Here is a 20322-nt window from a genome sequence, read left to right as displayed (position 1 = left end):
CTCAGGCGGGGCGCACCCGCAGCTCCAGGGAGTCCACGCGCGCGGCGACGACCGGGTCGTGCGCGAGCGCGTCGTTGACCTCCGCCAGCACCCGGTCGAGACCGGCACGGTCGAGGCCCGCGGGCAGCGCGAGCCGGACCGCGACCTCGGCGCGCGTCCCGGGGACCGCATCGGCCGCCACGACGAGGCGCACGTGCGCGAGCGCCGCGCCCACCGCGGCACGCACCTCGTCGTCGACGCGCCCGTCGAGCACCGCGGGCCGCCACGCCAGCCCCTGGGCCAGCGCGTACACGGCGGTCCGGGGCAGCGCGACGGTCACCGGGCCGGCGGGGTCCAGGACGAGCACCTCCCAGCCCTCCGCGACCGCGGAGAGGGCGGCGCGGGGCACGGGCGTCGGGACGGGCCGCGCGTCGGGCCGCCACCGCGCCATGGCCGCCACGCCCGAGAAGACGGGCAGCGCGGTGCGGCCGTCCGGCGTGCGCAGCGCGACGATGCCGGCCGACGCCTCCTTGTCGACAGTGTGCGCGTGGCCGTCGTGCTCGACGACACCCGCCGCCTCGAGCTCGGCCAGGACGGGCACCAGCACGCGCGTGGGGGCGAGCGCCGCGACGACGTCGGCGAGTGCGGCGTCACCGACCGCGTGACGTGCGAGGACCGCCGTCAGACCGGGGTCCGGCGACCCGTCGTCGCCCGCGAACGGGGACGACGGCGGCAGCTCGCGGCCCGTCACGGGCGTCCGGCGACGTCCAGGGCCTGCGGCAGCGTGAACGCGTTCGCGTACAGCGCCTTGCCGACGATCGCGCCCTCGACGCCCACCGGCACCAGCGTCCGCAGCGCGCGCACGTCGTCCAGGCTCGCGATGCCGCCCGACGCGACCACGGGCGCCGACGTCCGGGCGCACACCTCGCGCAGCAGGTCCACGTTGGGGCCGCGCAGCGTGCCGTCCTTGGTGACGTCGGTGACGACGTACCGCGAGCAACCGGCCGCGTCGAGACGCGCCAGCACCTCCCACAGGTCGCCGCCCTCCTGCGTCCAGCCGCGCGCCGCGAGCGTCGTGCCGCGCACGTCGAGCCCGACCGCGATCTGCTCGCCGTGCGACGCGATGACGCGGGCCGTCCACTCGGGGTCCTCGAGGGCTGCCGTGCCGAGGTTGACGCGCGTCGCGCCCGTGGCCAGGGCCCGCTCGAGCGACTCGTCGTCGCGGATGCCGCCCGAGATCTCGACCTTGACGCCCTTGTTCGCGAGCTCCGCGGCGACGTGGCCGAGCAGGACCGCGTTGCTGCCGCGCCCGAAGGCCGCGTCGAGGTCGACCAGGTGGATCCACTCCGCACCGCCCGCGTACCAGTCGAGGGCGGCGGCCAGGGGGTCGCCGTACGAGGTCGCCGACTGCGCCTCGCCCTGCACGAGCCGCACGGCCTGGCCGTTGGCGACGTCGACGGCGGGCAGCAGCTCGAGCCTGGGCTCACGCGTGGAAGTCATGGGTCCTCTCCGGGTGGTGCCGCACCGGACCCAGGACGGGGCCGGTGCCGGGCGGTGCTCAGCGCAGCGAGTCGACCCAGTGGGACAGCAGCTGCGCGCCGGCGTCGCCGGACTTCTCAGGGTGGAACTGGGTGGCCGCGAGCGGGCCGTTCTCGACCGCGGCCACGAACGGGCCGCCGTGCTCCGACCAGGTGACCAGCGGGGCGGGCAGGGGGTGGTCCCCCACTGGTGCCTGCTCGGCCAGCGGGAAGGTCCGCGCCGCGTAGGAGTGGACGAAGTAGAAGCGCTCGTCCTCGAGCCCGTCGAACAGCATCGACCCGGGGGGCGGCGCCACCTGCGCCCAGCCCATGTGCGGGACGACGTCCGCCTCGAGGCGGTCGACCACGCCGGGCCACTCGCCGAGACCCTCGGCGCGCACGCCGTGCTCGACGCCCTCGTCGAACATGACCTGCATGCCCACGCAGATGCCCAGGACGGGACGCCCCCCGGCGAGCCGCCGGTCGACGATCCGGTCGCCGCCGACACCACGCAGACCGGCCATGCACGCGGCGAACGCGCCGACGCCGGGCACGACGAGGCCGTCGGCGTCGAGCGCCGCCTGCTTGTCGGCGGTCAGCACGACGTCGGCACCGACCCGGGAGAGCGCGCGCACCGCGGATCGCACGTTGCCGAAGCCATAGTCCAGTACGACAACACGGGGAGACACGCCCACAGGGTACCCGCGGGCGCGGGTGGGACCGGCGGCCGTCCGGACCACGGGACGTGCGGGACCGCCCGGTGGCGTGGCCCCGCTCAGCGCCGGTGCGAGGCCAGCAGCCGCATGGCCTTCCAGCGCGAGAGCCCCACCGAGGAGACGACGCCCTCGACCTCGGACGCCGGCACGTCACCCAGCAGCAGGTCCTCGAGCACCGGCGGCGCACCGGACAGCACCAGACCGGCGGGCAGGTCCTTCTCGTGCGCACCGCCGACCCACTGCGACGCCGAGACCTTGCCCTCTCGCCGCTCCAGCAGCACGACGGGGACCTGCCGCAGGAGCCGCGAGACCGCCCCGGCGGCCGCGGGGCCGGCGGCGGGGTCGCGCAGGACCGCGAGCGCCCCGACCGGCGACGGCACGGCGTCCACGTCGACCGACGCGAGCGAGCACGCGGCGGCGAGCGCGTCGGCGACGGCGACCTGGGTGACGACCACGGCGACCGACGGCGGCTTGGCCGCGGTCAGGCCCGAGATGTCGTCGGGGACCTGGAGGTCACCGAGGTCGTCCCCGCTCACAGCGCGCCCTTCGTGGACGGGACGCCGTCGACGCGCGGGTCGAGCGCGACCGCCGCACGCAGCGCGCGGGCGAGCGCCTTGAACTGCGCCTCGACGATGTGGTGCGGGTCGCGCCCCGCGAGCACACGGACGTGCATGCTGAACGCGGCGTGGTGCGCGATCGACTCGAGCACGTGGGCCGTCAGGGACCCCGTGAAGTGCCCGCCGATGAGGTGGTACTCCTGCCCGGCGGGCTCACCGGTGTGCACGAGGTACGGCCGCCCGGACACGTCGACGACCGCCTGCGCCAGCGCCTCGTCGAGCGGGACCGTCGCGTCGCCGTACCGCGCGATGCCGCGCTTGTCCCCCAGCGCCTCGCGCAGCGCCTGACCCAGGACGATGGCGGTGTCCTCGACCGTGTGGTGCACGTCGATGTGGGTGTCGCCCTTCGCCTGCACCGTCAGGTCGATGAGCGAGTGCTTGCCGAGCGCCGTGAGCATGTGGTCGTAGAACGGCACGCTCGTGTCGATCTGCGTGCGTCCCGTGCCGTCGAGGTCGAGCTCGACCAGCACGCTGGACTCGCTCGTGCTGCGCTCGATGCGCGCCGTACGGCGGCGTGCCTCACTCATCGTCCCGTCACCTCCACCAGGGCGTCCTTGAACGCCGACGTCTCCGCCGGGGTGCCGACCGACACCCGCAGCCACCCCTCGGGGCCCGTGACACGCACGAGGACCCCGCGGTCGAGCAGACCCTGCCAGACCGCGTGGCGGTCGTCGAACCTGCCGAACAGCACGAAGTTGGCGTCGGAGTCCGCGGCGTCGAACCCGCGCTCCCGCAGCCACGTGACGAGAGCGTCCCGCTCGGCCCGCAGCGAGCCCACCTGCGCCATCAGCTGCGGTGCGTGGCGCAGCGCGGCGCGGGCCACGGCCTGGGTCACGGCCGACAGGTGGTAAGGCAGCCGCACGACCCGCAGCGCGTCGACCAGCTCGCGCGACGCCGACAGGTACCCGACCCGCGCGCCGGCCAGCCCGAACGCCTTCGACATGGTGCGGGTCACGGCCAGGTGCGGGTGGGCGTCGAGCAGCTCGAGCGCCGACGGGGTCCCGGAACGCCGGAACTCGCCGTACGCCTCGTCGACGACGACGACGCAGCCGCCCGGCACGCGCGACGCCGCGTCGAGCACGGCGCGGACGGTGTCGAGCGGCAGCGCGGTGCCGGTCGGGTTGTTGGGGCTCGCGAGCAGCACGACGCTCGGCCGGTACTCCGCCACGGTCGCACGCGCGCGCTCGGGATCGAGCGTGAAGTCCTCGGCGCGGCGCCCCATGACCCAGGCGGTCGAGGTGTCGCGCGCGTACTCGGGGTACATCGAGTACGTCGGCGCGAACGACAGCGCGGTGCGGCCGGGCCCGCCGAACGCCTGCAGGAGGTGCAGCATGACCTCGTTCGAGCCGTTCGCCGCCCACATCTGCTCGGGCTCGCGGTGCACGCCCGACTCGACCTCGAGGTACGCGGCCAGGTCGGCGCGCAGCTCGGCGAAGTCGCGGTCCGGGTAGCGGTTGAGCCCGCGCGTCGCCGCGGCGACGGCGGCCGCGACGTCCGCGACGACCTCCTCGGACGGCGCGTACGGGTTCTCGTTGACGTTGAGCGCGACCGGGACGTCGAGCTGCGGCGCGCCGTACGGCTCGAGGCCGACGAGCTCGGGGCGCAGCGGCAGCGTGCCGGGCGACAGGTCAGGGGCTGCGGTCACGCCCCGAGTCTAGGTTCCGCGAGGCACCGCCCGGCGGCGCCGCCCGCGCGGGGGTCGGTGTCGGCGCACGGACGTACGCTGCCGCACATGCCCCCGCACACCGCCGCGCCCGCGAACGCCGTCGACCGGGTCGCGCTGCGCGCACAGGCCGAGGAGGTGCTGCGCCAGCTCGTCGGCCGCCAGGACGCGCGGCTGCACGAGGACCAGTGGCAGGCCGTCGAGGCGCTCGTCGCGGACCACCGCCGCGTTCTGGTGGTGCAGCGCACGGGGTGGGGCAAGTCCGCCGTCTACTTCGTCGCGACCGCGCTGCTGCGTCGCGGGGCTGCCGGTCCGCCGCGCGGCGCGACCATCATCGTGTCCCCGCTGCTCGCGCTCATGCGCAACCAGGTGGACGCCGCCCGCCGCGCCGGCATCGCGGCCGAGACGCTCAACTCGGCCAACCAGCAGGACTGGCAGGACGTGCACGCGCGGATCGCCGCCGGCGAGGTCGACGTGCTCCTCGTCTCCCCCGAGCGGCTCAACAACCCCGGTTTCCGGGACGAGGTCCTGCCGCGGCTCGCCGCGGACGCCGGCCTCGTCGTGGTGGACGAGGCCCACTGCGTGTCCGACTGGGGGCACGACTTCCGGCCCGACTACCGGCGCATCGGCACGCTGCTGGGGGACCTGCCGGCCGGCGTCCCGGTCCTGGCGACGACCGCGACCGCCAACGAGCGCGTGACGGCCGACGTGGCCGAGCAGCTCGCCGTGACCGACGTCGGTGGTGCGGCGCCGGACGGCACGCTCGTGCTGCGCGGCACGCTCGACCGCCCGAGCCTGCGGCTGCAGGTCACGCAGCTGCCCGACGTCGCGACGCGGCTGGCGTGGCTCGCCGCGACCCTGCCGACGCTCGAGGGCTCGGGCATCGTGTACTGCCTGACGATCGCCGCGGTCGACCAGGTGACCGAGCACCTGCGCTCCGCCGGGCTCGACGTGCGCGCGTACACGGGGCAGACCGACCCGACGGAGCGCGAGTCGATCGAGGCGGACCTCCTCGCGAACCGGGTGAAGGCCCTGGTCGCGACCTCGGCGCTCGGCATGGGCTACGACAAGCCCGACCTGGGCTTCGTCGTGCACATGGGTGCCCCGTCCTCGCCCATCGCGTACTACCAGCAGGTCGGGCGCGCCGGTCGCGCGACGGCGCGCGCCGACGTCGTCCTGCTGCCCGGTCACGACGACCAGGCGATCTGGGAGTGGTTCGCGTCGACCGCGTTCCCGCCGGAGGACCAGGTCCGCGCGACGCTCGCGGCGCTCGACGCGCAGGGCACGCTGTCGACGGCCGCGCTCGAGACGTTCGTCAGCCTGCGCCGCAGCCGCCTCGAGGGGATGCTCAAGGTGCTCGACGTCGACGGTGCGGTGCGCCGCGTCCGCGGCGGCTGGGAGTCGACCGGCCGGCCGTGGACCTACGACGGCGAGCGGTACGCGCGGGTCACCGCAGCCCGCCGGGCCGAGCAGCGCACGATGCTGGACTACCAGGCGACCGACGGCTGCCGGATGGCGTTCCTGCGCGCCGCCCTCGACGACCCCGAGCTGCCCGACGGCTGGCGCTGCGGCCGGTGCGACCGCTGCACGGGGACGGCGGTCGGAGCCGTGCCGGACGCGACGGCCGTGGAGCACGCGCGCGAGCTGCTCTCGGTGCCCGGTGAGCCCGTCACGGCGCGGCGGCAGTGGCCGTCGGGCCTGGGCACGCTCGGCCTCGACCTCAAGGGCCGCATCGCGGCGGGCGAGCAGGTGGGTGAGGGTCGTGCGGTCGGGCGCCTCGACGCGCTCGGCTGGGGCGGTCCGCTGCGCGAGGCCCTGCGCGAGCAGGTCCCGTCCGAGCTGCCCCCGAACCTGCGCCCGGCGGTCCGCACCGTCCTCGACGCCTGGGAGCCGCAGGTCGACGCGGTGGTCGCGGTCGCGTCCGAGAGCCGCGCCGCGCTGGTGGAGCACCTCGCCGCGGGCACGGCCCGGCTCCTGGGCGTGCCCCTGCTGGGCGCGCTCGTCCCCACGGGGTCGCCGGCCCGGCACGACGTGAACTCGGCGCAGCGGCTCGCCGACGTGCTGCGCCACCTCGACCTGCCGCCCGACGTCGCCGAGGGCGTCCACGGGCTGCGGATCCTGCTGGTCGACGACCGCACGGACACCGGGTGGACGCTGACCGTCGCCGGACGCATGCTGCGCCGTGCGGGCGCGACCGACGTGCTGCCGTTCGTCCTCGGGGTGGGCTGAGGGCGCGGACCGCCGCGGGTGCGGCGCCGCGTCAGAACCGCGCGCGGACCGCCTCGCCGTGGGCGGGCAGGCCCTCGGCGTCGGCCAGGGCGACCACCCGGTCGGCCACGGCCGCGAGCGCGTCGGCGTCGTACTCGACGACCTGCACGGCGCGCAGGAACGAGTGCACGCCCAGGCCGCTCGAGAAGTGCGCGCACCCGCCCGTGGGCAGGACGTGGTTCGACCCCGCCATGTAGTCGCCGAGCGACACCGGTGACCACGGCCCCACGAAGATCGCACCGGCGCTCGTGACGCGGTCCGCCCACGCCGCGGCATCGACGGTCTGGATCTCGAGGTGCTCGGCGCCGTAGGCGTTGACGACGTCCAGACCGGCCTCGAGGTCGTCCACGAGGACGATCGCCGACTGGGTCCCGCGCAGCGCGGCCGCGACCCGGTCGCGGTTGGCGGTGACCTCCACCAGGTCGACGAGCTTGGCCTCGACGGCCCCGGCCAGCTCGACCGACGGCGTGACCAGCACGGCGGCGGCCAGGGGGTCGTGCTCCGCCTGCGAGACGAGGTCGGCGGCGACGTGCACAGGGTCGGCCGTCCCGTCGGCGAGGATCGCGATCTCCGTCGGGCCGGCCTCCGAGTCGATGCCCACGAGCCCGCGCACGAGCCGCTTGGCGGCGGCCACGTACACGTTGCCCGGCCCGGTGATGACGTCGACCGGCTCGCACAGCGTCTCGCCGTCGACGTCGTCGCTGCCGTCCGCGCCGTAGGCCAGCATCGCGACCGCCTGCGCACCCCCGGCGGCGTACACCTCGTCGACCCCGAGCAGCGCGCACGTCGCGAGGACCACCGGGTCCGGCAGGCCGTCGCGGTCCTTCTGCGGCGGGGAGACGACCACGAGGGACCCGACACCGGCCTCCTGCGCCGCGACGACGTTCATGACGACGGACGAGGGGTACACGGCCAGCCCGCCCGGCACGTACAGGCCGACGCGCCGCACGGGCAGCCAGCGCTGCCGCACCTGGGCGCCCGGGGCGACCTCGACCGTGAAGTCGCGCGGGACCTGCGCGGCGTGCACGCGCCGCACGCGCGCGATCGTCTCCTCAAGGGCCTCGCGCACCTGCGGGTCGATCGCGGCCGTCGCACCGGCGAGGACGTCGGCCGGCACCCGCAGGTGGGCCGGGCGCACGCCGTCGAAGCGCTCGGCGAGGTCGCGGAGGGCGGCCGCGCCCCGCGTGCGCACGTCCTCGAGGATCGGCGCGACGACGGCCGCGGCGTGCTCGACGTCGAACTCCGCCCGGGGCAGCTCGGCGAGGAGCTCACGACGCGACGGACGGCGACCGCGGAGGTCGATGCGGGAGATCACGGCGTCGAGTCTAGGCCGGGCCCCGGGCCACCGCCGCGACCTTTCCGCCGCCGCGGTCAGCCGGCGTCCGCGTAGCGCGCGCGACGCTCGGCGAAGAGCTCGTCCCACGCCCGGACGGGCCGGCCCGCGCAGTGGTCGTCGAGCCGGTCGAGGAAGACGTGCCAGCCCCCGCCGTACCCGCGCGCGGCGGGCGCGTCGAGCGCGGTGTGCAGGAGGACCAGCACCGCGCCGTCCCCGTCCTGCTCGACGGTCGCCCGCACGCGGGACTCCCGCTCCCCGGGGAAGCGCCACGTGAGCTCGAGGACGCGCGGCGGCTCGCACCCGAGGATCTCGCCGTGCGCGACGTCGTCCGCGTCCGGCCGGTCCTCCCCCATGCGCAGCTCGTAGGTCCCGCCCACCCGCAGGTCGCCGTGCAGGGCGCCGAGCCACCGCCGCGCCCGGTCCGGGTCGGTCACGGCGTCCCACAGGTCCTCGGGCGTCGTGGCGTAGGGCCGGCGGAACGTGACCTCGGCGGCGTCGGGACCGATCGTGACCGTGCCGTCGTCGGGCGTGCGTGCGCTCATGCGTCCTCCTGGTAGGTGCTCGTCCCGCGGGTCCCCGCGTCGTCCTGCGCCCGGCTCGGCGCCGCTCGCCGGCCGCGCGCGACCTCGGTCGCGAGCGCGTCGAGCCGCGGCGACCAGTCCCGCACGACCGACGCCGCCCAGCGTCCGACCTCGTCGACCGCCTCCGGCCGCACCGCGTACAGCCGCGTCGTCCCGCGGGGTCGCGCGACGACGAGGCCGGCCTCGCGCAGCACCCGCAGGTGCCGCGAGACCGCGGGCTGGCTGATGCCGAAGTCCGCGCCCACGGCCGCGGCGAGCTCGCCCGCCGGCCGCTCGCCCGCGCCGATGAGCTCGACGAGGCGGCGGCGCACGGGGTCACCGAGGGCGTCCATCGGGTGCATGAGGCAGTATGTGAGCGCCGCGTTATATAACACAAGGGTGAAGAAGCGCCTGCGACACTGGGACCGTGACCCATGACGACGAGCCCATCCGCCTCGGCCAGTTCCTCAAGCTCGGCGGCATCGCGGACACCGGCGGCCAGGCCCGCGCGCTGCTCGACGACGGCGCCGTCACCGTGAACGGCGAGCCCGAGACCCGCCGCGGCCGGCAGCTGCGGCCCGGCGACGTGGTCGAGGTCGACCTCCCCGGTGGCGTGCAGCGCGCGACCGTCGAGGGCTGACCCCCCGCACGTCGCGTCAGGACGCCAGGCAGCTCGGCCCGAGCAGCGCCTTGAGGTCCCCGAACAGCGACGGCGACCGCTCGACCCGCAGTCCGTCGTCGAGCCGCATGAGGACCGCCCGGCCCGGGCTCGTCAGCCGCAGGTGCACCTCGGTGACACCGGGATGCGTCGAGAGCACCTCGCGCAGCCGCTCGACCACGGGCGGCGTGCAGCGCCCCTCCGACAACGACACGACCACGGGCGAGTCCGCCCCCTGCGACGTGTCCGGGATCGACACCTCCATCGCCTGCAGCTGCATCGTGTCGTCACGGCGGCGCACGCGCCCCCGCACGACGAGGACCGCGTCCTCGGCCAGCACCGTCGAGTAGGCGAGGTACGTCTCGCCGAAGAACATGATCTCGACCGAGCCCTCCATGTCCTCGAGGGTCACCGCCGCCCACGGGTTGCCCTGCTTGGACATCTTGCGCTGCAGGCTCGTCACCAGGCCCGCGACCACCACGGTCGAGCCGTCCGGGCGCGCCTCGTCGGCGTTCAGCGTCGCGATCGACACGTCCGCCTGCGCCGAGAGCACGTGCTCCAGCCCCGACAGCGGGTGGTCCGAGACGTACAGCCCGAGCATCTCGCGCTCGAACGCGAGGCGCTGCTTCTTGTCCCAGTCCGGCAGGTCCGGGATCGTCACGGCGATGCCGGAGCCGGTCTCGTCGTCGCCCGCCAGGTCGGCGAACAGGTCGAACTGCCCCGTGGCCTCCTTGCGCTTGACGTCGATGACCGCGTCGACGGCCTGCTCGTGCACGAGCAGCAGCGCGCGGCGCGGGTGCCCGAGGGAGTCGAACGCCCCCGCCTTGATGAGCGACTCGATCGTCCGCTTGTTGCAGACGACGGCCGGCACCTTGTCGAGGAAGTCGGTGAAGGACGTGAAGGCGCCCTTCTCCTCGCGCGCCGCCACGATCGCGTCGACCACGTTGGCACCGACGTTGCGCACCGCGGTCAGGCCGAAGCGGATGTCCACCCCGACGGCCGTGAAGTTCGCGGACGACGAGTTGACGTCCGGCGGCAGCACGGTGATGCCCATGTGCCGGCACTCGCCGAGGTACAGCGCCGACTTGTCCTTGTCGTCGCGGACGCTCGTGAGCAGCGCCGCCATGTACTCGGTCGGGTAGTTCGCCTTGAGGAAGCCGGTCCAGTACGACACGACGCCGTACGCCGCCGAGTGCGCCTTGTTGAACGCGTAGCCGGCGAACGGCACGAGCACGTCCCACACGGCCTGGATGGCGGCGTCGGAGTACCCGCGCTCGCGCATGCCCGCCTGGAAGGGCACGAACTCCTTGTCGAGCACCTCCTGCTTCTTCTTGCCCATCGCACGACGCAGCAGGTCGGCCTGTCCGAGCGAGTAGCCGGCGAGCACCTGGGCGGCCTTCTGCACCTGCTCCTGGTAGACGATCAGGCCGTGCGTGACGCCGACCACGTCCTGGAGCGGCTCGACCAGCTCCGGGTGGATCGGCTCGATCTCCTGCAGGCCGTTCTTGCGCAGCGCGTAGTTGACGTGCGAGTTCATGCCCATCGGGCCGGGCCGGTACAGCGCGATGACGGCGGAGATGTCCTCGAAGTTGTCGGGCCGCATCTGCCGGAGCAGCGAGCGCATCGGCCCGCCGTCGAGCTGGAAGACACCGAGCGTGTCGCCCCGGCCCAGCAGCTCGTAGGTCGCGGGGTCGTCGAGCGGGACCTCCTCGATGAGGATCGCCGGCTTGCCGTTCATCACGATGTTCTCGAGCGCGTCGTCGAGGATCGTCAGGTTGCGCAGACCCAGGAAGTCCATCTTGATCAGCCCGAGCGCCTCGGACGCCGGCTGGTCGAACTGCGTGATGATCGCGCCGTCCTGGGGGCGCTTCATGATCGGGATGATGTCGAGCAGCGGCTCGCTCGACATGATGACGCCGGCCGCGTGCACGCCCCACTGGCGCTTGAGGTTCTCCAGGCCGCGCGCGGTCTCGAGCACGCGCTGCGCCTCGGGGTCCGCCGCGACCACCTGCCGGAACTCGTCGGCCTCGGCGTACCGGGGGTGCTCGGGGTCGTACATGCCGGACAGCGGGATGTCCTTGCCCATGACGGGCGGCGGCATGGCCTTGGTGAGCTTCTCCCCCATGGCGAAGGGGAAGCCCAGCACGCGCGACGCGTCCTTGAGCGCCTGCTTGGCCTTGATCGTGCCGTACGTGACGATCTGGCAGACCCGGTCGTCGCCGTACTTGTCGCTCACGTAGCGGATGACCTCACCCCGACGGCGCTCGTCGAAGTCGACGTCGACGTCGGGCCACGACACGCGCTCGGGGTTGAGGAACCGCTCGAAGATCAGGCCGTGCTCGAGCGGGTCGAGCTCGGTGATGCCGACCGCGTACGACGCCATCGAGCCGGCCGCGGACCCACGACCGGGGCCCACGCGGATGCCCTGCTTCTTGGCCCAGTTGATGAAGTCCGCGACGACGAGGAAGTAGCCCGAGAAGCCGAGCTGCGTGATGACGCCCGTCTCGTAGTCCGCCTGCTTGCGCACGGCGTCCGGGACCGACCCGTGGTACCGGCGCAGGAGGCCCTGCTCGACCTCCTTGATGAACCAGGAGTCCTCGTTCTCGCCCGCGGGGACGGGGAAGCGCGGCATGTAGTTGGCACCGGTGTTGAACTTCACGTCGCACTGCTCGGCGACCAGCAGCGTGTTGTCGCACGCCTCCGGGAGCTCGGCCCACGTGCGGCGCATCTCCGCCGCCGACTTCACGTAGTACCCCGTGCCGCCGAACGCGAACCGGCTGCCGCCCTGGTCGCTCGTCGGCTCGTCGAGGGTGGACCCGGACTGCACCGCGAGCAGCACCTCGTGCGCGTGGGCGTCCTCCTCACGCGTGTAGTGCAGGTCGTTGGTCGCGACGAGCGGTGCGCCGATGCCCTCGGCGACGCGGAGCAGGTCCTTGATGACCCGACGCTCGATGTCCAGGCCGTGGTCCATGACCTCGATGAAGAAGTGCTGCTTGCCGAAGATGTCCTGCAGCTCGCCCGCGGCACGCAGCGCCTCGTCGTAGTGGCCCAGCCGCAGCCGCGTCTGGATCTCGCCCGAGGGGCACCCGCTCGTCGCGATCAGGCCGTCCGCGTACCGGGAGAGCAGCTCACGGTCCATCCGGGGCCACTTGCCCATCTGACCCTCGACCGAGGCGAGCGAACCCATCCGGAACAGGTTGTGCATGCCCTCGGTGGTGCGGCTCAGCAGCGTCAGGTGCGTGTAGGCACCGCGCGCCGAGACGTCGTCGGCCGCCTGGTGCGCCTCGCCCCACCGGACGCGGTTCTGGTCGAACCGGCTGGTGCCCGGTGTGACGTACGCCTCGACGCCGATGATCGGCTTGATGCCCCGGTCGGTCGCCTTCTGCCAGAACTCGAAGGCGCCGAACAGGTAGCCGTGGTCGGTGATCGCCATCGCCGTCTGGCCCAGACGACCCGCCTCGTCGAGCATCTCGCCGATGCGTGCGGCCCCGTCGAGCATCGAGTACTCGCTGTGCACGTGGAGGTGGACGAAAGACGGGTCCGGGGATCCTCCAGCAGCCATGAGGGCGATCCTACGTCGCCCCACGGACGCTCAGGCGTACGCACCCCGGAGCGTCTCGAGGGCCGCGGCGAGGTCGGCGGGGTACTCGCTGGTCGCCTCGAACCACTGCCCGGTCCCCGGGTGCTCGAACCCCAGGCGCATCGCGTGCAGCCACTGCCGCGTCAGGCCGAGGCGCTCGGCGAGCGCCGGGTCCGCGCCGTACGTGAGATCGCCCACGAGGCTGTGCCGCAGCGCGGCGAAGTGCACGCGGATCTGGTGCGTGCGACCCGTCTCGAGGTGCACCTCCACCAGCGACGCACCGGGCAGCATCTCCAGGACCTCGTAGTGCGTGATCGACGGCTTGCCGTCGGCGACGACCGCGAACTTCCAGTCCGAGGACGGGTGCCGGCCGATCGGCGCGTCGATGGTGCCCGTTGTCGGCGACGGGTGCCCCTGCGCGAGCGCGTGGTAGACCTTCTCGACCGTGCGCTCCTTGAATGCGCGCTTGAGGACCGTGTAGGCGTGCTCGCTCTTGGCGACGACCATGAGGCCCGACGTGCCCGCGTCGAGGCGGTGCACGATCCCCTGCCGCTCGGCCGCGCCCGACGTCGAGATCCGGTAGCCGGTCGCCGCGAGCGCGCCGACCACGGTCGGCCCGGACCAGCCCGGCGACGGGTGCGCCGCGACACCGACCGGCTTGTCGATGACGACGAGGTCGTCGTCGTCGTGCACGATCCGCATGCCCGGCACGGGCTCCGGGACCACGGCCGGGGCCGTCGGCGCGGCGGGCGTCAGGTCGACCTCGAGGTACGCGCCGGCGACGAGCCTGTCGGACTTGCCCGCGGGACGGCCGTCGACCCGCACGGCACCCTCGGCCGCGAGCTCGGCCGCGCGGGTGCGCGACAGACCGAGCAGCCGCGCGAGCGCGGCGTCCACGCGCTCTCCCGCCAGGCCGTCGGGCACGGGCAGCGCCCGCGTGCCGCTCACGCGGCGCTCCCCGGCGCGTCGACCTCGACCGTGCGTTCCTCGTCGTGCCGCTCGTCGCGCGTCCCGTCGACGTGGACGCCCCGGGCGGTCAACCACACGATGAGACCGGCCGCGACGACGATCGCGATGTCCGCGACGTTGCCGACGAAGAGCCGCCCGTACGCGAGGAAGTCGATGACGTGCCCGCGCAGCGGCCCGGGCTCGCGCAGCAGCCTGTCCGCGAGGTTGCCCAGCGCTCCACCGAGCAGCAGGCCGAGCGCCACGGCCCAGCTCCCCGAGCCGATCCGCCGGGACACCCGGGCGATGACGACGACGACGACCACCGCGACGATCGTCAGCACCCACGTCATCCCGGTGGCGATCGACAGCGCCGCTCCCGGGTTGCGCACGAGCTGCAGACCGAACAGGTCACCCAGCAGGGCCGTGCGCTCGCGCGGCTCGAGCGCGTGGACCGCCCACACCTTCGTGAGCTGGTCGATCACGAGCACGACCAGCGTGAGGCCCACAAGGCCGCGGAGCAGTCGGCGACGACGCTCCGGTGGCACGTCGTCGGAGGCCGGGACGGACCCGTCGCCGTCCGCCGCGGTCGCGGCGGACGGCGACGGGTCGTCGGGCAGAGCTGTCGCGTCGTCCTTCGTGGGCACTGCTGGAGTCTACGGGCGGCTCAGCGGCGCTCCTCGCGCTGCTTGCAGGTCACGCACAGCATCGCGCGCGGGAACGCCTGCAGGCGCGCCTTGCCGATGGCCTGCCCGCAGGACTCGCAGACCCCGAAGGTCCCTGCTGCCAGGCGGTCGAGGGCGTGCACGGTCTGGTCCAGCAGGTCCCGCGTGTTGTTGACCAGCGTGAGCTCGTGCTCGCGCTCGAGCGCGGACGAGCCGGAGTCCGCCTGATCGTCGCCGGCGCCGTCGCCGGAGTTGCGCAGCAGGTCGGAGAGCTCGGCGCCGGCCGCGGTCAGCTCGGCGGCGAGCCGTTCACGGTCGGCTGCGAGGTCCTCGGCGACCTCGTCGATCTCGCTGCGGGTCCACGGCACCTCACCTTCACGCACCGGTAGGAGACCCACCAGTGCGTCCCGTAGCTCGTCGGACCCCATCGTCAGTGTGCTCAATGCGTCGTTCATGATCACGGACGTTCCCCCCGTCTCGAGTTCCGCGACTGTATGCGCGTCTGCGTCCGGGCACAACAGCACGGATCGGGCACCCCCGGCAGCGGCGACACGCCGCGCCGACCTGCGGGTGCCCACATGTGCAGAGGGGAAGCACGAGGGCCCCGGGGGGTCCGCCGTCAGGACGTCCGCGGGGCCCGGGACCGGGCGCGACGACGCCGCCGGGGACGGGCACGCGTCCCCGGCGGCGGAGGTGGGTCAGATGCTCTGGTTCTCCGGCACGGGCTGGCCCTGGCCCGACCGCGGCGGCAGCGCGTTGCCGCGGTTCTCCAGGTCTCCGAGGAGGTTCTCGAGGTAGCTCTTGAGCCGCGTGCGGTAGTCCCGCTCGAAGACCCGCAGCTCGTCGATCTTGCGCTCCAGGAGCGAGCGCTCCTGCTCGAGCTGGCCGAGCGTGCGCTGCGACGTCTCCTCGGCCTCGCGCACGATGCGGTTGGCCCGGGTCTTCGCCTCGTTGATGAGCCGGTCCGACTCCTCCTGGCCGCTGCGCACGTAGTCGTCGTGCAGCTTCTGGGCCAGGGCGAGCATGCCGGTGGCCGACTCGGGCTCGTTGCCGCGCACGGGCGCGGACGCCGACGTGACGGGCGGCTGGGCCAGCGCGGGCACGGGCGCCGGCTGCACCGGCGCGGGTGCCGGCGTCGGCTCCGGCGTGGGCTCGGGCTTCGGTGCCGGGGCGGCCTGCTGGGCACCGGCCCGGCTGAGCTCGGCGATGCGACGCTCGGCCGCGGCCAGCTTGGTCTTCAGGTCGTCGTTCTCGCCCTGGACGTCCCGCAGGGTGTTGACGACCTCGTCCAGGAAGTCGTCGACCTCGTCCTGGTCGTAGCCTTCCCGGAACTTCGTCGCCTGGAACTTCTTGTTCAGGACGTCGTCTGCGGTGAGCAGTGCCATCGTCGTCACCTCTGTCGGTCGTACTGGCTCTGGCCGGCGGTAGTCAGTCCACCGACCACCTCGGGCCACGGTAGCGGAGAATCCGGGGGGCGCACGCCTCCCGACACTCCTGTGCAGCGCGCTGCGCCCGGCGTGTCGCAACCCGCGCCGGGGCGTGTCGCGGAGTTGCTCACACCCCCCCGAGGACGGACAGCAGCAGGGAGCAGGTCAGTGCGAGGACGAGGAACGCGAGGTCCAGACGCACCGACCCAAGCGTGAGCGGCGGCAGGAACCTGCGCAGCAGACGCAGCGGCGGGTCGGTCACGGAGTACGTGACCTCCGCCACCACCAGGGCGATCCCCGTCGGGCGCCAGTCGCGAGCGAAGAACTGGACCCAGTCCAGCACGAGGCGCACGAGCAGCAGCAGGAAGAAGACCAGGACGACCAGGTAGAGCAGGCTACGGATCAGGTCCACGCGTCAGCTCTGGTTGTAGAAGCCGGCACGTGCCGCTGGCTCCGGGGTGCTCGTGGCGTCACCGGCCAGCTCGACGTGCGCCGGCGAGAGCAGGAAGACCTTGCTCGTCACCCGCTCGATCGCTCCGTGCAGGCCGAAGATCAAGCCGGCCGAGAAGTCCACGAGCCGCTTGGCGTCCGCGTCGTCCATGTCGGTCAGGTTCATGATGACGGGAGTGCCCTCGCGGAAGGCCTCGCCGATCTTGCGCGCGTCGTTGTACGACCGCGGGTGGATCGTCGTGATCCGACGAAGGTCACCCGCCTCGCGCGGCGCGGGTGCGGCCTGCACCCGCGGCGTGCGGTGCAGGGGCATCACCTGCGCCTCGTAGGTGTCCTCCGGCACGGCGACCTCCGCCTCCTCGTACTCCTCGAGGTACTCCTCGTGGTCGGACCGGTCGTCGGCCAGGCCGAGGTACAGCATCGTCTTGCGCAGCGCTCCGGCCATCGCGTCGTCTCCCATCCGCCGGGCCTCCCCGACTCGTGCGGCCCGCCTCACCGCCCGGGCACCGCCGGTCCGGCCGGTGCCGGTGCGGTGCGGGGGTGGTGTCGAAACGTCCCAGCGCTGGTCACGCTAGCAACGGGTGGCAGCGGCAGCGCGCCGACACGCGGGCGTGTCGCGACCGGCCTGCGGACGTCACCCCCCGGGCGGACGGGCCCCGGGGAGCAGCCGCACGACCCCGGCCGACCGTCCGGTCGCCGCTGCGCGGTCGTGCACCGCCCGCCGGTGGGAGTACAGCGCCGGGTCGGCGTAGGTGTCGCGGCCGTCGACGTGCACCGACGCGACCCCGCAGCGCAGCAGCACCGCTCGTACGCCCGCGGCGAGGTCGACGGCGGGCGTCCCGCTCGTGGTCCGGGACGCGGCCTCGGGCACCACCGCGGCGACGTCGTCGCGCATGGCGGCCGGCACCTCGTACGACGCGCCCGCGATGCACGGGCCGACCGCCGCGACCACACGGCCCGGGTCGGCGCCGGCTCGCACCATCGCGTCGAGCGTGGCCTGCAGGACGCCGGCGACCAGCCCGGGGCGCCCGGCGTGCGCGGCGGCCACCACGCGTGCCACGGGGTCGGCGAGCAGCACCGGCGCGCAGTCGGCGACGTACACGCCCAGTGCGACGTCGCATGACCGCGTCACGAGGCCGTCGCCGCGCTCACCGTCGTCGCCCGCGTCACCGACGACCAGGACGTCGGACCCGTGGACCTGCGTGGCGAAGACGACGGGGACACCGACCCGCCGCTCGAGGGCCTGCCGGTTGGCCGCCACGACGTCGGGGTCGTCACCGACGTGCAGGCCGAGGTTGAGTCCCTGCCACGGCGCCGCCGACGCGCCACCGGTGCGGGAGGTGAACCCGGCGAGCACGCCGGGGCCGAGCGGCACGACGTCCAGCAGGACGTCGGCCGTCGGCCCCGGGCGCTCGTGCACGGGTCTACTTGAGGAAGTCCGGCACGTCGAGCTCGTCACGGTCGCGCCGCGCGTCCTCCGCGAGCACGCGCGGCACCTCGAGCGAGCCCGTGGCGGGGGCGGGCTCGCCCTGCGACGGCAGGAACGTGGGGACCTCGGGCCGCTGGACCTCGCCCGGGCGGCCGGCACGACCCGTGCCGACGGGGACCAGGTCCTCGTCCGGCACCTGGACCGATCGAGGGCTGGGCGTCGAGGGGGCGCTCGGCAGGCTCGTCACGGGAGCCACGGCCGGGATCTGCCGTGCGGTCGCACCGCTGACCTGACCGAGCGCGCGCGCGTCGCGGCGGACGACCGGACCGCCGTTGTCGAACCCGGCCGCGATGACCGTGACGCGGACCTCGTCGCCGAGCGCGTCGTCGATGACCGCACCGAAGATGATGTTGGCCTCGGCGTGCGCCGCCTCCTGCACGAGGCGCGCCGCCTCGTTGATCTCGAACAGACCGAGGTCCGACCCGCCCTGGATCGAGAGCAGGACGCCGTGCGCACCGTCGATGCTCGCCTCGAGCAGCGGTGACGAGATCGCCATCTCGGCCGCCTGGACGGCACGGTCCTCGCCGCGTGCGAAGCCGATGCCCATGAGGGCGGACCCGGCGCCCTGCATCACGGACTTCACGTCCGCGAAGTCCAGGTTGATGAGCCCCGGCGTGGTGATGAGGTCGGTGATGCCCTGGACGCCGGACAGCAGCACCTGGTCCGCGGAGTGGAACGCGTCGAGGACCGAGACCGACCGGTCCGAGATCGACAGCAGCCGGTCGTTCGGGATGACGATGAGCGTGTCGACCTCGGCGCGCAGGGCGTCGATGCCCGCGTCGGCCTGGACCGAGCGCCGGCGGCCCTCGAACGTGAACGGACGCGTCACGACACCGATGGTCAGGGCGCCCAGCGAGCGCGCGATCCGCGCGACGACGGGCGCGCCGCCCGTCCCGGTGCCGCCACCCTCACCCGCGGTGACGAAGACCATGTCGGCGCCCCGCAGGACGTCCTCGATCTCCTCGGCGTGGTCCTCGGCGGCCCTCTTGCCGACCTCCGGGTCCGCACCGGCCCCGAGCCCACGCGTGAGCTCACGACCGACGTCGAGCTTGACGTCGGCGTCGGACATGAGCAGCGCCTGGGCGTCGGTGTTGACGGCGATGAACTCGACACCCTTGAGGCCGACCTCGATCATGCGGTTCACGGCGTTGACGCCGCCTCCGCCGATGCCGACGACCTTGATGACCGCCAGGTAGTTCTGCGGAGCTGCCACGGTGGGTGCCTCTCGTTCGCGGGTCGCGGCGTGCCGGGCCGCTGGTGCTCGTCCCGACACGCGGGACGCGGGTCGTGCTGGTGAACCTTCACCCTCAGGTTGAGAGTTAGAGTTATGTCAGATGTGCTGTCGAGTCGTGACGCTAGGTCGCGTCCCGCGTCGGATCAACGACCGCCGCGCGCGTGTCGTGGGTTGGTCGTGCTCGCGTCCCCCGCGACGCGCTCGCGCACGGCCGCACGCCGCTCACCGGGTGATGGGCATGCGCGGGGCCGACACGTCGAAGACCTGCGCACCCCCCGCCTCCGGCGCCGCCCGCAGCGCTGCCAGCACGGCGATCTTCAACGGTGTCTCGTCGGCGCTCCCCCAGTCGATCCGCGCGCCGCCGTCCCGTAATTGCATCGTCACGGTGTCCTGCGTGCGCGCGGCGACCGACTCCACCTGCGCGAGCAGGTCGGGCGGCAGCTGCTCGAGGACGCTGAGGACCGCCGACAGGGTGCGCTCCTCCCCCACCGGGACGTCGACGACGGGCAGCCCGGCGGGCGCCACGTCGGCGCGCCCCACCTGCACGCCCTGCTCGTCGAGCAGCGCGAGCCCGGAGGCGGGCGCCGCCTCCGGCACCGCCGCCACCGGCTCGCGCGACACCAGCTGCACGGCCAGCCCGTGCGGCCAGTCCCGCACGACCCGCGCCTCACGCACACCGGGCACCTCGAGCACCTGGTCCCGCAGCCCGACGGTGTCCAGGCGCGGCAGCGGGGTGCCCGACCGGTCGGCGACGACGGCCAGCACCTGGTCCACGGCCACGACGGTGCCCGCGCCCGTGACCTCGACCTGGGCGAGGTCCAGCGCCAGCACGGGTGAGACGAGGAGCAGCCAGCCGAGGCCGGCGACGCCCACGACCGCGGCCGCGGCCCCGAGGACCTGCCGGCGCGCGATGTTGCGTCGCGCCCGCGCGCGCTCGGCGAACCGTTCGCGTGACGTCGTGGACACGACGGCCGGCCGCACGGGACCGGAGAACCGGCCCGTCGTGTAGGTGGTGACGGTGCGGGTCGGTCCCGTCGGGGGCGGCGCAGCAGGCCGGGGCGTCGCCGCACGGGCCGACGTCGGCGCAGCGTCCTGGTCGCGGCGCGCCGGGGCGCCGGGCGGTGGCACGGCAGGACCGGACCCGGTGCGGGGTCGCCGGTCGGCGGGCCGTGGCGCGGGCGCGCGCTGAGCGCGCGGGACCGCCTCGGTCGGTGAGCC

The 20322-nt window shown here is 74.1% G+C and carries 21 protein-coding genes; 2 read left to right on the top strand and 19 right to left on the bottom strand.

What is annotated here, in order from left to right:
- Position 1: 1 nt before the first annotated feature.
- From KKR89_RS07880 to KKR89_RS07855, 6 genes are all read right to left on the bottom strand, one after another.
- On the bottom strand, positions 2-730 hold the full coding sequence (locus tag KKR89_RS07880; RefSeq protein WP_208197741.1) for an SseB family protein: 729 nt from the start codon (positions 728-730) through the stop codon (positions 2-4).
- Complete coding sequence (gene priA / locus KKR89_RS07875; RefSeq protein WP_208197740.1) at positions 727-1479, bottom strand: bifunctional 1-(5-phosphoribosyl)-5-((5-phosphoribosylamino)methylideneamino)imidazole-4-carboxamide isomerase/phosphoribosylanthranilate isomerase PriA; 753 nt, start codon at positions 1477-1479, stop codon at positions 727-729. The genes KKR89_RS07880 and priA overlap by 4 nt, the downstream gene beginning before the upstream one ends.
- A 58-nt stretch (positions 1480-1537) precedes the next feature.
- Positions 1538-2185 carry an imidazole glycerol phosphate synthase subunit HisH gene (gene hisH / locus KKR89_RS07870; RefSeq protein ID WP_208197739.1) on the bottom strand — a complete coding sequence of 216 codons (648 nt, stop codon included), beginning with the start codon at positions 2183-2185 and terminating at the stop codon, positions 1538-1540.
- An 86-nt stretch (positions 2186-2271) separates the two neighbouring features.
- Positions 2272-2748 carry a hypothetical protein gene (locus KKR89_RS07865; protein WP_208197738.1) on the bottom strand — a complete coding sequence of 159 codons (477 nt, stop codon included), beginning with the start codon at positions 2746-2748 and terminating at the stop codon, positions 2272-2274.
- Positions 2745-3356 carry an imidazoleglycerol-phosphate dehydratase HisB gene (gene hisB, locus KKR89_RS07860; RefSeq protein ID WP_191784134.1) on the bottom strand — a complete coding sequence of 204 codons (612 nt, stop codon included), beginning with the start codon at positions 3354-3356 and terminating at the stop codon, positions 2745-2747. The genes KKR89_RS07865 and hisB overlap by 4 nt, the downstream gene beginning before the upstream one ends.
- Positions 3353-4474 (bottom strand): histidinol-phosphate transaminase, encoded by a 1122-nt coding sequence (locus KKR89_RS07855; protein WP_208197737.1) that lies wholly within the window; start codon positions 4472-4474, stop codon positions 3353-3355. Before KKR89_RS07855 ends, hisB begins: the two co-directional genes overlap by 4 nt.
- Before the next feature lie 87 nt (positions 4475-4561).
- Between KKR89_RS07855 and KKR89_RS07850 the strand changes: the two genes are divergently transcribed.
- Positions 4562-6721 (top strand): RecQ family ATP-dependent DNA helicase, encoded by a 2160-nt coding sequence (locus tag KKR89_RS07850; RefSeq protein WP_208197736.1) that lies wholly within the window; start codon positions 4562-4564, stop codon positions 6719-6721.
- Between the two features lie 31 nt (positions 6722-6752).
- Here KKR89_RS07850 and hisD read toward each other — a convergent pair whose 3' ends face one another.
- The 3 genes from hisD to KKR89_RS07835 are packed head-to-tail and all read right to left on the bottom strand — an operon-like array spanning position 6753 to position 9018.
- Positions 6753-8075, bottom strand: coding sequence for a histidinol dehydrogenase (hisD, locus tag KKR89_RS07845; protein WP_208197735.1), 1323 nt, complete (start codon positions 8073-8075; stop codon positions 6753-6755).
- Between the two features lie 56 nt (positions 8076-8131).
- Positions 8132-8638, bottom strand: coding sequence for an SRPBCC family protein (locus KKR89_RS07840; RefSeq protein WP_208197734.1), 507 nt, complete (start codon positions 8636-8638; stop codon positions 8132-8134).
- On the bottom strand, positions 8635-9018 hold the full coding sequence (locus KKR89_RS07835) for an ArsR/SmtB family transcription factor (RefSeq protein ID WP_208197733.1): 384 nt from the start codon (positions 9016-9018) through the stop codon (positions 8635-8637). The genes KKR89_RS07840 and KKR89_RS07835 overlap by 4 nt, the downstream gene beginning before the upstream one ends.
- A 65-nt stretch (positions 9019-9083) precedes the next feature.
- Here KKR89_RS07835 and KKR89_RS07830 point away from each other — a divergent pair, with 65 nt between their 5' ends.
- Complete coding sequence (locus tag KKR89_RS07830) at positions 9084-9296, top strand: RNA-binding S4 domain-containing protein (protein WP_191784140.1); 213 nt, start codon at positions 9084-9086, stop codon at positions 9294-9296.
- A gap of 16 nt (positions 9297-9312) precedes the next feature.
- On the opposite strand, the gene dnaE is transcribed toward KKR89_RS07830, so the two are convergent.
- The 10 genes from dnaE to KKR89_RS07780 form a co-directional block, all read right to left on the bottom strand.
- Positions 9313-12876, bottom strand: coding sequence for a DNA polymerase III subunit alpha (dnaE, locus tag KKR89_RS07825; protein WP_208197732.1), 3564 nt, complete (start codon positions 12874-12876; stop codon positions 9313-9315).
- A 30-nt stretch (positions 12877-12906) separates the two neighbouring features.
- Entirely contained in the window at positions 12907-13842 is a 936-nt protein-coding gene (locus tag KKR89_RS07820) for an RluA family pseudouridine synthase (RefSeq protein WP_208197731.1), read from the bottom strand.
- The gene (gene lspA / locus KKR89_RS07815) at positions 13839-14486 is read right to left on the bottom strand and encodes a signal peptidase II (protein WP_214765753.1); all 648 of its coding nucleotides are present in this window, start codon (positions 14484-14486) and stop codon (positions 13839-13841) included. Before lspA ends, KKR89_RS07820 begins: the two co-directional genes overlap by 4 nt.
- Positions 14487-14506: 20 nt before the next feature.
- Positions 14507-14932, bottom strand: a complete 426-nt coding sequence (locus KKR89_RS07810) for a TraR/DksA family transcriptional regulator (RefSeq protein WP_243883411.1) — start codon at positions 14930-14932, stop codon at positions 14507-14509.
- A 270-nt stretch (positions 14933-15202) separates the two neighbouring features.
- On the bottom strand, positions 15203-15889 hold the full coding sequence (locus KKR89_RS07805; protein ID WP_208197728.1) for a DivIVA domain-containing protein: 687 nt from the start codon (positions 15887-15889) through the stop codon (positions 15203-15205).
- Between the two features lie 169 nt (positions 15890-16058).
- A complete protein-coding gene (locus tag KKR89_RS07800; RefSeq protein WP_191784765.1) occupies positions 16059-16343 on the bottom strand; it encodes a YggT family protein in 285 nt (94 codons plus the stop codon).
- 3 nt (positions 16344-16346) lie between these two features.
- Entirely contained in the window at positions 16347-16826 is a 480-nt protein-coding gene (locus tag KKR89_RS07795; RefSeq protein ID WP_191784773.1) for a cell division protein SepF, read from the bottom strand.
- A 189-nt stretch (positions 16827-17015) separates the two neighbouring features.
- Entirely contained in the window at positions 17016-17801 is a 786-nt protein-coding gene (gene pgeF, locus KKR89_RS07790) for a peptidoglycan editing factor PgeF (protein WP_251141069.1), read from the bottom strand.
- A 4-nt stretch (positions 17802-17805) separates the two neighbouring features.
- Complete coding sequence (gene ftsZ / locus KKR89_RS07785) at positions 17806-19083, bottom strand: cell division protein FtsZ (RefSeq protein ID WP_208197727.1); 1278 nt, start codon at positions 19081-19083, stop codon at positions 17806-17808.
- Positions 19084-19326: 243 nt separating this feature from the next.
- Positions 19327-20232: a cell division protein FtsQ/DivIB gene (locus KKR89_RS07780; protein ID WP_208197726.1), complete on the bottom strand. Its 906-nt coding sequence runs from the start codon at positions 20230-20232 to the stop codon at positions 19327-19329.
- Positions 20233-20322 lie beyond the last annotated feature (90 nt).

This window comes from Cellulomonas dongxiuzhuiae (assembly GCF_018623035.1).
Classification (GTDB): Bacteria; Actinomycetota; Actinomycetes; order Actinomycetales; family Cellulomonadaceae; genus Cellulomonas; species Cellulomonas dongxiuzhuiae.
Note: the sequence above shows the minus strand (reverse complement) of the source record. Positions and strands in the feature narration are given on the sequence as shown.

Bases quoted from the DNA above. Each gene is read 5' to 3' on its own strand.
- KKR89_RS07795 (WP_191784773.1), bottom strand. From the start codon at position 16,826: ATGGCCGGAGCGCTGCGCAAGACGATGCTGTACCTCGGCCTGGCCGAC.
- KKR89_RS07835 (WP_208197733.1), bottom strand. From the start codon at position 9,018: ATGCACCCGATGGACGCCCTCGGTGACCCCGTGCGCCGCCGCCTCGTC.
- KKR89_RS07840 (WP_208197734.1), bottom strand. From the start codon at position 8,638: ATGAGCGCACGCACGCCCGACGACGGCACGGTCACGATCGGTCCCGAC.
- dnaE (WP_208197732.1), bottom strand. From the start codon at position 12,876: ATGGCTGCTGGAGGATCCCCGGACCCGTCTTTCGTCCACCTCCACGTG.
- KKR89_RS07850 (WP_208197736.1), top strand. From the start codon at position 4,562: ATGCCCCCGCACACCGCCGCGCCCGCGAACGCCGTCGACCGGGTCGCG.
- priA (WP_208197740.1), bottom strand. From the start codon at position 1,479: ATGACTTCCACGCGTGAGCCCAGGCTCGAGCTGCTGCCCGCCGTCGAC.
- hisB (WP_191784134.1), bottom strand. From the start codon at position 3,356: ATGAGTGAGGCACGCCGCCGTACGGCGCGCATCGAGCGCAGCACGAGC.
- KKR89_RS07810 (WP_243883411.1), bottom strand. From the start codon at position 14,932: ATGGGGTCCGACGAGCTACGGGACGCACTGGTGGGTCTCCTACCGGTG.
- KKR89_RS07805 (WP_208197728.1), bottom strand. From the start codon at position 15,889: ATGGCACTGCTCACCGCAGACGACGTCCTGAACAAGAAGTTCCAGGCG.